We start from the raw sequence: 13,141 nt of genomic DNA, 5'->3' as shown, positions 1-13,141 counted from the left end.
GTCAGAACGGCAGGGGGTCGTCGGGGTCGGGCAGCAGGTTCCACGGGTCCGGGCGGGCCGGCGTGCCCGGCCCGGCGGAGCCGCCCGGTTCCGCGGAACCGTTCGCTCCCGCCGCGCCGTGCGTCCCTCCGCCGTGCGTCCCTCCCGGGCCGCTCGTCGTGGCCGGCGCTGCCGGCCCGGTGCCGTCGGTCTCCGACGGTCGGGTCGCCCAGGCGGGGAACGGGAACGAGACCGCGAGCGGGACGGGGATCTCGGGCTGCGAGACGAACATCGTGCCCGGCTTGGCCAGGGTCGCCCGGGAGCGCTGCGCCGGTGGCAGGAAGCCGTACTCGGGCCGGCCGGCCTCGGCCGTGTCCAGCCGGCCGACGATCTTGATGGAGCTGTTGGCGATGATGCGCCGCTCCACCTCGCTCGCGGTCTGCTGCGCCCCGATCAGGATGATGCCCAGCGACCGGCCGCGCTCGGCGATGTCGAGCAGGACGTCCTTGATCGGGCTGGCGCCCTCGCGCGGGGCGTACTTGTTCAGCTCGTCGAGCATGGTGAACAGCAGCCCGCCCGGCCCGGCCTCCTCCTTGCGCCGGGTCTCGTCGGCGAGAACCACTCCGACCACGAACCGTTGCGCCCGCTCCGGCAGGTTGTGCAGGTCCACGACCGTGACCTGCTGGCCGGTGGTGCTCACCCGGCGGCCGGGGCTGTCGGGCAGATCGGCCCTGATCAGCCCGCGCAGCGCCCGCAGCGACGAGCGCAGCCGGCGGACGAACGCGTTGACCGTGCCGGTGCCCGTCGCCGGCCCCGCCCACACCGCGCGGGTGGCGTCGTCGTTGACCCGGTCGATGACGAAGTCGACGAGGTCGTCGTACGTCCGCAGGGTCCGGCCCTCGACCGTGATCGCACCGTCCGCGCCGAAGGGCCGCGCGTCGAGCCGCAGCCGGTTCGTCACCTGGTGCACGACGATCGTGTACTGGTTGCGGTCGTCCTCCGCGTCGGCGAACACGTACGGCAGCAGCTCGTCGGCGCAGAACTCGCGCAGCGTCCACCAGAACGCCTGCACACCGGACGTCCGGGCGGTGACATGCGGCCGGCCACCGGTGTCACCGGGCAGCGGTGGGGCGAAGAAACCGGCGGAGGCGAACGGCTCGGCCGGCAGCCCCAGCTGCGCGTAGACGGCCCGGACGTTCTCGTCGATGCGGCTGTTGGGGTGGTCCAGGAACAGCAGGTCCTCACCCTTCACCGAGAAGATCAGCGCCTTGGCGTTCACCGCCTCCCGGCCGAGCACGCCGCTGCGGAACACGGAGTAGAGCAGGAACAGCGCGAAGCTGGTCTTCGTCGCGACCCCGGAAATGCCGCTGATCGACACGTGCGCGCCGCGGGTGCCGTTGAGGAACTCCAGGTTGACGTAGATCGGAGTGCCGTCCCGGCCGAGCCCGACCGGGATCGGGCGGTCCATCTGGTCGAAGTACAGCGCCGTCGCCCGCTCGTCACCGGTCGCCCGCCGGACCAGCTCACCGGGCCGCGGCGGCACGAAGATCTCCGGCTCGACCCGGGTGGTGGTGACCTCGGCGATCTCCTGCACCTGCGCGGGCAGCACCCCGTCGGCGATGAGGAAGACGTCCGAGTCGAACGACGCGCCCTCGTGCCGCGCCTCCACCTGGGTGACCACCCCGGCCGTCATCACCGGCCCGACCCCCGGCACCTGGCGCACCGTGACGACCACATCGTCGAGCTGCAGGTAGTTCCCCTCGGCCAGCGCGACGTGGAACAGCAGCGGTGTGGCCTGCTCGGTTCCCATCACCCGCCCGACAACCCCGCTGACCTGCTGCCCGGGGCCGGAGACCGCCCCGTTCGGAACGCCGGGTGCGTCCGGTACGGCCCCGCCCGGCCAGGCGCCGTTCGGTGCCGCGCCGCCAGGCCCACCGGCCTCCGTCACCGTCACCGAAACGCCACCTCCCCGCACACCCGATCACCGTGGGCTGCCGGCAGTCGCCCCACCGGACCGATGGTGCTGCTGGCGGCGCACAGCGCCTACATTCGGTGGATCGTATGCCGCACCCGGCGAACCAGCCGGACCTTGGGCCCGCGTCTCCCAGGTCCGGTAGATCGATGCGGCAGGTCGAGGAGTGAAGGATTTTGGTCGTCGGGACGACCACGATCCTCCACTCCTGCCTGCGGGCAACGCCAGTCGCGGAGGCGCCCGGCCGGAGCCGCGACTCGAGGAGTCGTCGCCGCGCGGCCACCGCGGCCCTCGCCAACGCCGGCGTTACTAACATCAGCGTCGGTAACTTCGGTGTCGGTAACATCGGTGTTAGTCTCTCCGTGTGCGCGAGGACTTCGTGGGGCGTGGCGAGGAACTGGCGCGGCTGGGTGCCCACCTCGAGACGGTGCGCGGCGGCCGGGGCCGGCTGGTCAGCGTGCGAGGGCGCCGGCAGGCAGGCAAGTCCAGGCTGATCGGTGAGTTCGTCCGCCGGTCCGGTCTTCCGCAGCTGTTCGCGACCGGTTCGCGCCAGGCCACCCTCCAACGCGATCTCGACGGGTTCGTCGAGGACGCACGTCTGGACTGCACGCTGCCCGGTGCCGACGGGCTGACGGCGGGCGGGTTCACCAGCTGGGAGCAGGCGCTGCGTGCCGTTCACGCGGCTCTCCCCGCGGACGGGCCGTCCATTATCGTGATCGACGAGTTTCCATGGCTGCTGGAACGTGACCCGGGAATCGACGGCACACTGCAGAAGCTGTGGGACAGGCTTTTCGAGGCCCGCCCCGTCCTGTTCGTCATCATCGGCAGCGACCTGGCCGTGATGGAGATGCTCACCGGCCATGACCGGCCGCTGTTCGGGCGGGCGCGGGAAATGGTCGTGGAACCGTTCTCCGTCGGCGACACCGCCCGGATGCTCGAGCTCGACGGTGACGGCACCCGTGCCGCGGAGGCGTTCGACGCCCAGCTCATCACCGGCGGCTATCCCCGGCTGCTGCTGGAATGGCGACGACTCGGTGGCCTCTCCGCCTTTCTCACCGAACAGCTTTCGGATGACAACTCCGAGCTCCTCGTCACCGGGCAGCGGATCCTCGACGCGGAGTTCCCCCGTGATCTGCAGGCGAGTGGCGTGCTGCGGGCCATCGGTGCCGGGGAGCGAGCCTTCTCCGCGATCGCGTCCCGGGCCGGCGTGGCGTCGACACCACTCACCCGCTCGCTGGACCTGTTGGCCGTCAAGAAGGTGATCGCGGTCGACCGCCCGTTGGCGGCTCGGGCCGGGACAGCATCCCGCTACCGCGTTGCCGATCCCTACCTCCGGTTCTGGCTGCGCTTCCTGGAAAGCGCGGTGGTCGACATCCAGCGCGGCCGGCCGGACCTGGCGCAGGCCAGGGTGGCCGGCGGCTGGGCGGCCTACCGCGGCCGGGCCGTCGAGCCGCTGGTCCGCCAGGCACTCACCCGACTCGCCATCGATGATCCTGTGCTTGGCGGCGCCGACTCCGTGGGCGGCTGGTGGCCGCGCAGCCAGACTCCCGAGGTGGATCTGGTCGGTGTGCGGCCGCACGGAGCGGCGAACGAGGTGACCTTCGTCGGCTCGATCAAGTGGCGGGACAGCGAGCCGTTCGGCCAGGCCGACCTCGACCATCTGTTGCGGGACCGGGTCAGCGTTCCCGGTGGCGACGCCGCGCCCCCGATCGCCGTCACCCGGACGACCAGCCAGGTACCGGGCCTGCCGAGCTATGACCCGGCCCGCCTCCTGCAGGCCTGGTAGGCCGGCGTCCCGCGGGTGCCCGGGACAGCACCCAGCCGCCCATCGCGCCGACCTTCTGACCTGTGCTCGGGGCTGCCCGTTTCTCAGCTCTGCAGCAGGCTGTTCAACCGGGCGTAGGCGGGGGCGCCCAGCAGCCGGGCCGAGCCCGGATCCGAGGCGTGGCCACGACGAAGACACCGGTGTCGTGCAGCCGGGCGAACACCGCCGCCCGGCTCGCCTGCGCGGTCATGTGGCCTCGCCGCGGCGGTTCAGTGGACACACTCCGGAGGGCCTCTTTTCGGCTGTCAGCGGCGCGTTGTCCTGGCCAGGGCCAGGACGGCGACGAAGCCCAGGGTCATCAGGCCCGTCACGAAGGCGGTGCCGTAGATGTCGCCGATCACGAAGGTCCGGTCGCCCACGGTGATCTCGCCCGGCGGCGGTGAGAGGTAGAACCCGAGCAGCGGCAGGACAGGCAGTGCCCACACCACGCTCGGGAGGATTCGGGCTGCCTGGGTGCTCGCCGGCCGGTCGCGGGAAACTCTGGATTCGACGAGGGCGAAGAGCTGGAAGATGACCCAGCCGGTGAGAAGCCAGCCGAGGAAGTTCGAGATCGGCACCCCGTAGAACCCGCCGGGGTGGCGGTAGTCGTACCGGGCGTTGACCGTGGCGAACACCGCGTCGAAGGTGAAGTCCCAGCCGGCGAGAACCACGGCCGCGACGAGCGGCGTCGTGAAACGTTCGGCACCGGTCGGCCGGGCCGGGTTGGCACGGACGATTCCGGCGGCCAGCACCCAGGCGATCCAGCCGTAGCCGAAATAGGCGATCGGGACGACCAGCGGAATGTCCAGCAGGCGCGGCCCGCCGGTGTTGTGCTCGTAGAAGCCGAACGGGAACCCGCTGGCCACGCTGCTCGCTTCCAGCGCGAACGCGACGACGTAGCTGATTCCGAAGAAGGCGCCGATGCCCCGCCAGCCGGCCGAATACGAACCGTGCGCCAGGCTGAACAACAACGCCACGCCGGGCAGCAGATCCATGGCGGAGTCGCCGAGTGACTCACCGGCCCCCACGGCTCCCGCGATCGCGGCCAGCGAGGCGATCAACGTCAGGATCCAGAGGAGCATGCCGTGGATCCGTCCCGTGGGTCGTCCGCCGGTCCGGTCGCCGGCCGGGCCCGAGCCCACGTCGGACCCGTCGCCGGCACTGGTTCCGAGGGTTTCACCCGGACCGGTACCTGCGGTTGTTGGCCCTGGTAGAGCCGCGCTAGCCATCCGACGCCCACCCATCCACACCCGCGACCTATAGGTATAGAGATTTTAGGTGGATGTTGCTCCAGGTGCAGCGGTCCGCGGCGTCGCCGCCTGCGTGCGCCGCAGCCCGGGCAGACGATCGAACCCAGCGGCGGGCAGGAGATGACTCCCGCGGTGCGCCAGGCCCAGCGAGTGGGCTTGCACGAGGGCCTCGTCCTGAGAACGGTGAAGACATGAACGCCAGGCCACCGCTGAAACCCAGCCCGCCGCCGAACGCCAGGCCCCTGCTGAACCGCCGGCTGGACGGACTCGGGACGACGATCTTCGCGGAGATGTCGGCACTGGCGACGGCGACCGGGGCGATCAACCTGGGCCAGGGCTTCCCCGACACCGACGGGCCCGAGGAGATCCGCGAGGCCGCCGTCCGTGCGCTGCGGGAGGGAAAGGGCAACCAGTACCCGCCGGGCCCGGGCATCCCGGAGCTGCGCGCGGCGATCTCCGACCACCAGCGGCGCTTCTACGGCCTCGGCTTCGACCCCGACACCGAGGTCCTGGTCACCGCCGGCGCCACCGAGGCCATCGCCGCCGCCATGCTGGCGCTGCTGGAGCCGGACGACGAGGTCATCGCCTTCGAGCCCTTCTACGACTCCTACGCCGCCTGCATCGCGATGGCCGGCGCGAAGCGGGTACCGCTCACCCTGCGAGCACCGTCCTTCCGCCCGGATCTGGACGAGCTGCGCGCCAGGATCACCCCGCGGACCCGTCTCCTTCTCCTCAACACCCCGCACAATCCGACCGGGATGGTGCTCACCGCCGGCGAACAGAGCGCCATCGCCGCCCTCGCCGTCGACCATGACCTGCTCGTCGTCACCGACGAGGTGTACGAGCACCTCGTCTATGAGGGCACGCACCATCCCATCGCGGCCCTGCCCGGAATGCGGGACCGCACGGTCACCATCGGCTCGGCCGGGAAGACCTTCTCCTTCACCGGATGGAAGGTCGGCTGGGTCACGGCGGACGGCCCGCTCGTCTCCGCCGTCCGGACAGCGAAGCAGTACCTGACGTATGTCAGCGCGGGACCCTTCCAGTACGCGATCGCCGAAGCGCTACGGCTGCCCGACTCGTATTTCGACCGTTTCCGCGCCGATCTCGGCCGTAGGCGTGACCTGCTCGGTGACGGCCTGCGCGCGGCCGGGTTCGAGGTCTACCAGCCGCAGGGCACGTACTTCATCACCACCGACATCACGCCTTTCGGCGAGAAGGACGCCTACGCATTCTGCCGCGCGCTCCCCGAACGCTGCGGCGTCGTGGCCATCCCCAACTCGGTCTTCTACGACGACCCCGACGCGGGTCGCAGCCAGGTCCGTTTCACCTTCTGCAAGCGGGAGGACGTCCTGCATGACGCGACCGCCCGCCTGCGCCGGCTGGGAGACTGAGCCGGCCGGGCTGTGATCAAGGTGTTGGTGACGGGGCGGGGCTTCCTGCTCTGCTTCGGCGGCTCCTGGGCGCCGGCCCGGGCTGTCCGGCGAACGCCTGGTCGACAGTGGTGACGGTCGCGGTACGCGCGATCAGGGTGAGCGCGGCCTCGTGAAGCTCCTGGCTCAGGCTGGCGGTCGCGTCCGCGAGTACCTCGACATCGAAGTCGCGGTCGTGAGCCTCGCGGGCGGTCGACAGCACCACCAGGTCGGTCGACACGCCACTGAGCATGAGCTTGTCCACTCCCCAGGTACGAAGCCGCAACGCCAGCTCGGTACCGTAGAACGGGCTGATTCGGTGCTTGACGATGACCGGTTCGCCAGCGGCTCGCGGCAGCCGGTCATGGATCTCGGTCGCCCACGTCCCCAGCCGCAGTTTTTCCGCCGGCCGTGCCTCGGCGAACACCGGTGACCTTTCCGGCCATTCTGAGTAGTCGGCCGAGAAACCCACCACGACGTAGATCACGGGCAGCTCGGCCGCACGGAACCGCTCTATCGCCTCGACGGTCCGGTCGAGGACCCCGCGCTGCTCCACCTGCGCGGCGTACCCGTGGTGGGCGTACTGCCCGGCCGGATGAATGACATCGTTGATCATATCCATGACCAGGAGTGCGGCGGTACCCGTCATGAGGATCTCCTGTTTCGTGCCGTGGGCGTCGTCGGCGTTGCCGACTATCCGGCCGGCGAGGCCGGGCGAGACGGTCGGTGAACCCCGGTATTCACATTCATTCGACATCGGACGATAGCAGTCGGGCGACGAAAAATCGCGCCTTGCAACCATGAGGGATCTCGATGGAAAGATGAGTGAAATGCTGTTGTGTGGCCGGCCCCGGCCGAACTAGCCTCGTCGTGCCGGAACGACATGAAAGTCGAGGCGAAGATATGGGACGAGACGCGTGGCGCCACAGCGGACGGCAGGCCACCGACCTGGATTCCGATTCCACCACGGTCTTCGAGGGGTCCGCCGGTGCCGTATCCGGCGCCGTATCCGACGGCGGGGCCCGGCCAGCCGGGGCGCAGGGTGGGCGCCTGCCCGGCCTCGCTGGTCCGACGGCACCCGGCAGCACCGACCGGGCGCCGGACTATCGGATAGCGGTTGTCGGCAGCGGTCCCCGCGGGATGAGCGTGCTGGAGCGGTTGGCGAGCCGGCTGCTCGCCTCGCCGGTCGATCGAGGCGTCCATCTTTATCTGATCGACGGCGTCGAGGTCGGCTGCGGCCGAGTCTGGCGCACCGACCAGCCGCAGTGGTTTCTGATGAACACCGTGTGCCGGGAGGTGACGATGTTCTCCGGCCCGCCGGACGAAGGCCCGCCGCGGCCTGGGGCAGGGCCGTCGCTCGCGCAGTGGTGGCGCGACAACGCCGAGGACTACGTCGGGCCGGACGGATACGCGCCACGGCGGCTACACGCCCGCTACCTGCGGTTCGTGCTGGAGACCGTCGAGCGGGCGCTACCCGGGAACGTGGTGACGCACCGCGTCCCCGCCATGGTGGAGGACATCGAGCCGACCACGGACGGGTATCGGCTCGATCTTTCCGGCGGAAATGCGTTGCTGGTCGACCGGGTCGTCCTTACCACCGGTCATTCACAACTCGAACAGACCGGCCGCCACCGGGTCTATGAAAGGTTCGCCGCGACGCGGCCGAACCTACGGTATTTTCCCGGCGACTCGCCGGCCGATCTCCCGCTGGATACCGTGCCGGCCGGTTCGGCGGTCGGGGTGATGGGGCTCGGCCTCACCTTCTACGACCTCATGCTGGCGTTCACCCTCGGTCGGGGTGGCCGCTTCCACGAGGACGGTGACGGGCACCTGGTCTACCTGCCCAGCGGACGCGAGCCACGGTTGTACGGCGGTTCACGCAGCGGCATGCCGCTGCCGGCTCGAGGGCGTAACCAGAAATCATCCGAACTCGCCTTCACACCGACCGTTTTCACCACGGCCAACGTCACGAGAGGCCACGACTTCGGCACCCTGGACTTCACCCGTCACATGCTTCCCTGGATCATCGCCGAGATCGAGCTCGTCTACTACCAGACCGCTCTGCGTGAGCAGGGGGACGCCGAGGCGGCGGCGTTCCTGACCGCTGCGGCCGGCCGGATCGCGGCGACCGCCGTGCCGCCGGTGAGCGAGCTCGCGCGGCCGCTGCTGCGGGAGCCGATGCCGCCACTCGACTTCGAACGGCTGTGCCGGCCGTTCGTCGGCGCGACCTTCGACCACCCCGACGAATTCGATCGGGCGCTGACCGAGTACCTGCGCCGCGACCTGGAGCGCGCCGAGCGGGGCAACTACGCCGACCCGATCAAGGCCGCGCTGGACGTACTGCGCGACACCCGCTGGGTCGTCCGGGAGATCGTGGACTTCGGTGGCCTCACCCCGGACTCGCACCGCGACGGATTCCTGTCCTGGTTCGCGCCGCGCAGCGCGCTGCTCGCAGCCGGCCCACCGAGGTCGCGGTTGCGGCAGGCGCAGGCGCTACGAGACGCCGGCCTGCTGCGGGTGGTCGGTCCGGACCTCCAGGTCGGCACGGACGAGTGGCGCGGCTGCTTCACCCTGTCCTCACCGGCGGTGGCCGATTCGATCGTGGCCGTCGAGACCCTCATCGACGCGCGGACTCCGACCACCGACATCAACCGTGACCGGTCGATCCTCACCCGCAACCTGGTACGTCGGGGAGTCTGGACCGAGTTCACCAACGGAGCTGGTCCCGACGCCTTCCGGACCGGCGGCGTCGCCGTCACCCAGTCGCCCTACCACCCGATCGACCGCCGTGGCCGGCCGGATCGCGGCCTGTATGTGCTCGGCATCCCCGCCGAGCACACGCGTTGGTTCACTCTGGTCGGCAGCGGCCGCCCCGGCAGCTGGAACGAGTTCACCCGGGACGCCGACGCGATCGCCCGCGACGCCCTGGCGGGTATGACGGTGCAGGCCCCGACGCAGAGACGTTCGGCGCGGGACGTGCCCGCCGTCGCGCTCCGTTGACCGCCAGCTGGCCTGCCTGAGCGCCGCACCGCACCGCGCTGCACCGCACTGCCCGGCCCGGCCATCGGCGTTGGGCCGGGTCACGACCCATCGAGCACGACAGGAGCGATCACACCGTGACCACATCAGAGCTCGTGAACGACCAGATCTCATGACCACATCGGAGCTCAGCCGCGTTTCGGAGTCCGTGCCCGGCACCGTGGTCTTCCGGGACCTGCTGTCCGAGGCGAATCTGGCGGGACTCGACTGGCAGACCTGGCTCCAGCCGGACCGGAAAGGTGCTGAGGTCTTCGCGTTGTTCCCCGAGCCCCCGTCGACCGGCTTGCCCCCGTCGACCCCGTCGAACCCGCCGACCCCGTCAGCGGCGTCCCCGCCGTCCCCGCCGTCCCCGCCGTCCTCCGGGGTAGCCGCCTTCCTCACCCGCCTCGCCCCCGGCGCGCACGGTGACCTGCACGAGCACCTCGGGCACGAGCTGATGTTCGTCCTCGCCGGCGAGCTCATCGAGGACGACGGCAGCCGGTACGGCGTGGGCGACATCGTCGTCAAAGCGCCTGGCAGCGTGCATCGGGTGATGACGGACGCTGGCTGCACCGTCCTGGGGGTGCGGGCCGCTCCGACCCGCCCGGCTGGCGCGGGCGAGACGGCGACGACGGAGGGCGCTCCAGCTGCCTGACGACCCGATGGGCGACGTCGACGAAGGTGAGGGTCGACCGCGACTGACGCCCGCCGGTGGGAACGCCCAGCGCGACCTCCCGGTAGACCGCCGGGGTGAGCGACACCCCGCTCACCCCGGCGGGCAGCGACGACACGGCCCGTGCCGGCAGGATCGCGATGCCGAGACCGGCGGCGACCATCGCCAGCAGCCCGTTCAGATCGTTCATCCGGTAGCTGACCGTCGGTTCCAGCCCGACCAGCCGCAACGCCGCACGCACGGAGGGCTCGACCGCACCCACCGGGAGCAACAGCGGGTGCTCGGCCACCGCGCGGGTATCGACCGCGTCGAGTGCGGCCAGCTGGTGGGACGTCGGCACGAGCAGCTGGAACTCGTCGCGCCACAGTGGAACGGTGCTCAGGTCGGTTTTCGGCATCGTCACCACACCGACGTCCACCGTGCGCTGACGAAGCCAGCGGGCGATCTGTTGGTCGGTGCCCTCACTCAGCTCCACCCGCAGCCGGGGGGCCTCGACGCGGAGGACGTCGATCACCCGGGGCAGGAAGCCGCTGGTGAAGCTCTGGCTGGTGGCGAAGCGAATGGTTCCGTCCGTTCCGTCCCTGGCCAGCCGTGCCGCCCGGCGGATCTGCTCGGCCTGGGTGACGACGGCCCGGGCATGGTCGATCACAGCTCGTCCGGCATCGGTCAGGCGTGCCCCGCCTCGCCCCCGTTCGAGCAGTGCGCAGCCGAGATCGGCCTCCATGGCCGCGATCGCGTGGCTGACGGCCGACTGGCTGATGCCGAGACGGCGTGCGGCCATGGTGAAGCTGCCGCTGTCCGATGCCGCTACCAGAGCCGAGCACTGCGAGATCTTCATGGCCGGTGCCCGCCGACTCAGCGGGTTGTCGGCAGCAGGCGGCGGCGACCCGCTTCGTAGCTGGTGATCAGATCGGCGTGGAGCATCGTGTCGTCGATCGCGTCGGTTCCGGCGAGGATCCTGGCCCGCATCCGCGGGTCGATCTCGAAACGGCACCGATGCCCGGCCCATCCCACCTGCTGCCGCAGCAGGTCGACGGTCAGCGCGGTCGCCGGCTCGGCGGTCACGACGGTCCACAGCTGTTCGATCACGACGGCGGGCAGCACAATCGCGACCAGCCCGTTCAGCAGGGCGTTCTCGCGGAAGATATCGCCGAAACGCGGCGCGAGCACGACTCGGAACCCGTAGTTCTGCAGCGCCCAGACGGCGTATTCCCGCGAGGATCCGGTGCCGAAGTCCCGGCCGGCGACCAGAACGGTGGCGCCGTGGTGTTCCGGTCGGTTGAACACGAACTTCGGGTCCTGGCGCCAGTCGGCGAACAGCGAGTCCGCATGACCTGTGCGCGACGAACGATTGAGGAAACGCACCGGGATGATCTGGTCGGTGTCGACGTCACTCCGGCGCAGTGGCATCGCGGTGCCGGTGTGGACGGTGAGCGCCTGCACGTGAACCTCCGTCACAGGTCGGTGGGCGCGGCGAGGGTACCGGCGACCGCGGTCGCCGCCGCCACCGCGGGCGAGACCAGATGGGTACGCGAGCCGCGTCCCTGCCGGCCCTCGAAGTTGCGATTGCTGGTGGAGGCGGCGCGCTGGCCTGGCCGCAGACGGTCCTCGTTCAGCGCCGCGCACATCGAGCAGCCGGCGGCCGGCCGGAAGTCCGCGCCAGCCGCCGTGAACACCGCGTCGAGCCCTTCGGCGCAGGCCTGCCGACGGACCGCCGCCGAGCCCGGAACGATGATCATCTGGATGCTGTCGGCGACCTTGCGGCCCTGCAGTACGGCCGCGGCCGCACGGAGGTCCTCGATCCGGCTGTTGGTGCAGGAACCGACGAAAACCGTGTCGACCGCGAGGTCGCGCATCAGCTGACCTGGCCGCAGGTCCATGTACGCCAGCGCACGTTCGGCGGCCGTCCGTTCGGCCGGGTCGGCGAACGCGGTCGGCGCCGGGACCCGGCCGTCGAGCGAGACGCTCTGCGCCGGATTGGTGCCCCAGGACACGTAGGGAGACAACGCCGAGGCATCGATGTCGACCTCGCGGTCGAACGTGGCGTCGTCATCGGAGACCAGCGTCCGCCAGTAGGCGAGCTCAGCGGCCCAGTCCGCGCCGGTCGGCATTCCCGGCCGGTGCCGAAGATAGTCAAAGGTGGTCTCGTCCGGCGCGACCACGCCGGCCCGGGAGCCGGCCTCGACCGACATGTTGCACAGCGTCATCCGGCCTTCCATCGACATCCGGCTGATCGCTTCGCCGCGGTACTCGATCAGGTGTCCCTGGCCGCCGGCCGTCCCGATCTGTGCGATCAGCGCCAGCACCAGGTCCTTGGCCGTGGTCCCGTCGGGTAGCCGGCCGGAAACCGTCACGGCCATGTCGCCCGGACGGCGGATCGACAGGGTCTGCGTCGCGAGGACGTGCTCGACCTGCTTGGTGCCGATTCCGAGCGCGAGCGCGCCGAACGCGCCCTGGGTGGTGGTGTGCGAGTCGCAGCACACGATCGTCATCCCGGGCCTGGTCAGGCCCAGTTCCGGGCCGATGACGTGCACGATTCCCTGAGTCGGCTCGCCAAGCCGGTGCAGGCGGACACCGAACTCCGCACAATTGCTCCGCAGCAATGAAGACTGCTCCAGGGCGTCGGGACGCTGGATGGCCCGACTGGTCGACACCGTTGGTGTGTTGTGGTCTTCCGTGGCTACGGTGAGTTCCGGACGTCGCACCGTGCGACCGGCGGCCCGGAGGCTGTCGAACGCCTGCGGTGTGTTCACCTCATGGAGCATGTGAAGATCGACATAAAGAAGGTCTTCACCGGTGGAATCGCGGCGGACCAGGTGTTCTTCCCAGATCTTCTGGGTCAGCGTCTTCCCCACCAGGGTCTCCTGTCGGCAGGCCGGAGTCGGCTCGCTGATTGAACCCGGATCGAGATGTGTTCGCAACCTCCCGCCACCGGTGCCCGGGCGGCTTGAAAGGGCCGGTGAACCGGCCCTCCATATTTGGTTGATGTCATCCTCCCGGGTGGAAGGGTGACCGGATCAATTTCCTCCATCG

Annotated in this window: 10 protein-coding genes and 1 pseudogene; 4 read left to right on the top strand and 7 right to left on the bottom strand. The window is 70.3% G+C overall.

All coding sequences use genetic code 11. The features are described 5' to 3' along the window. Position 1: 1 nt before the first annotated feature. On the bottom strand, positions 2 to 1,933 hold the full coding sequence (locus ACG83_RS24985; protein WP_054568716.1) for an ATP-binding protein: 1,932 nt from the start codon (positions 1,931 to 1,933) through the stop codon (positions 2 to 4). Positions 1,934 to 2,330: 397 nt separating this feature from the next. Here ACG83_RS24985 and ACG83_RS24980 point away from each other — a divergent pair, with 397 nt between their 5' ends. Beyond that, entirely contained in the window at positions 2,331 to 3,737 is a 1,407-nt protein-coding gene (locus tag ACG83_RS24980; protein ID WP_054568715.1) for a DUF234 domain-containing protein, read from the top strand. A gap of 103 nt (positions 3,738 to 3,840) precedes the next feature. Here ACG83_RS24980 and ACG83_RS47630 read toward each other — a convergent pair whose 3' ends face one another. Together ACG83_RS47630 and ACG83_RS24975 are read right to left on the bottom strand one after the other, a co-directional pair. Continuing rightward, positions 3,841 to 3,966: a hypothetical protein gene (locus tag ACG83_RS47630; RefSeq protein ID WP_255354773.1), complete on the bottom strand. Its 126-nt coding sequence runs from the start codon at positions 3,964 to 3,966 to the stop codon at positions 3,841 to 3,843. Between the two features lie 55 nt (positions 3,967 to 4,021). Then, complete coding sequence (locus ACG83_RS24975; protein ID WP_235498168.1) at positions 4,022 to 4,837, bottom strand: carotenoid biosynthesis protein; 816 nt, start codon at positions 4,835 to 4,837, stop codon at positions 4,022 to 4,024. Between the two features lie 359 nt (positions 4,838 to 5,196). Here ACG83_RS24975 and ACG83_RS24970 point away from each other — a divergent pair, with 359 nt between their 5' ends. Further along, entirely contained in the window at positions 5,197 to 6,399 is a 1,203-nt protein-coding gene (locus ACG83_RS24970; protein ID WP_054568713.1) for a pyridoxal phosphate-dependent aminotransferase, read from the top strand. A 16-nt stretch (positions 6,400 to 6,415) separates the two neighbouring features. Here ACG83_RS24970 and ACG83_RS24965 read toward each other — a convergent pair whose 3' ends face one another. Next, positions 6,416 to 7,066, bottom strand: coding sequence for a cysteine hydrolase family protein (locus ACG83_RS24965; protein ID WP_158230813.1), 651 nt, complete (start codon positions 7,064 to 7,066; stop codon positions 6,416 to 6,418). A 254-nt stretch (positions 7,067 to 7,320) separates the two neighbouring features. Between ACG83_RS24965 and ACG83_RS24960 the strand changes: the two genes are divergently transcribed. Then, positions 7,321 to 9,417, top strand: coding sequence for an FAD/NAD(P)-binding protein (locus ACG83_RS24960; protein WP_054568711.1), 2,097 nt, complete (start codon positions 7,321 to 7,323; stop codon positions 9,415 to 9,417). Between the two features lie 151 nt (positions 9,418 to 9,568). Then, positions 9,569 to 9,955: pseudogene (locus ACG83_RS46930) on the top strand (hypothetical protein); the annotation flags it as partial. Positions 9,956 to 9,959: 4 nt separating this feature from the next. Here the strand turns inward: ACG83_RS46930 and ACG83_RS24950 are convergent. The 3 genes from ACG83_RS24950 to leuC are packed head-to-tail and all read right to left on the bottom strand — an operon-like array spanning position 9,960 to position 12,963. Beyond that, positions 9,960 to 10,946: a LysR family transcriptional regulator gene (locus tag ACG83_RS24950; protein WP_054568709.1), complete on the bottom strand. Its 987-nt coding sequence runs from the start codon at positions 10,944 to 10,946 to the stop codon at positions 9,960 to 9,962. A gap of 17 nt (positions 10,947 to 10,963) precedes the next feature. Beyond that, entirely contained in the window at positions 10,964 to 11,551 is a 588-nt protein-coding gene (gene leuD / locus ACG83_RS24945; RefSeq protein ID WP_054569126.1) for a 3-isopropylmalate dehydratase small subunit, read from the bottom strand. An 11-nt stretch (positions 11,552 to 11,562) separates the two neighbouring features. After that, entirely contained in the window at positions 11,563 to 12,963 is a 1,401-nt protein-coding gene (gene leuC, locus ACG83_RS24940; RefSeq protein ID WP_054568708.1) for a 3-isopropylmalate dehydratase large subunit, read from the bottom strand. Between the last annotated feature and the right edge of the window lie 178 nt (positions 12,964 to 13,141).

Origin of the sequence: Frankia sp. R43, assembly GCF_001306465.1 — a bacterium.
In the GTDB taxonomy this organism is placed as follows: Bacteria; Actinomycetota; Actinomycetes; order Frankiales; family Frankiaceae; genus Parafrankia; species Parafrankia irregularis.
The sequence above is the reverse complement of the archived record's forward strand: the minus strand, read 5'-3'. Positions and strand labels throughout refer to the sequence as shown.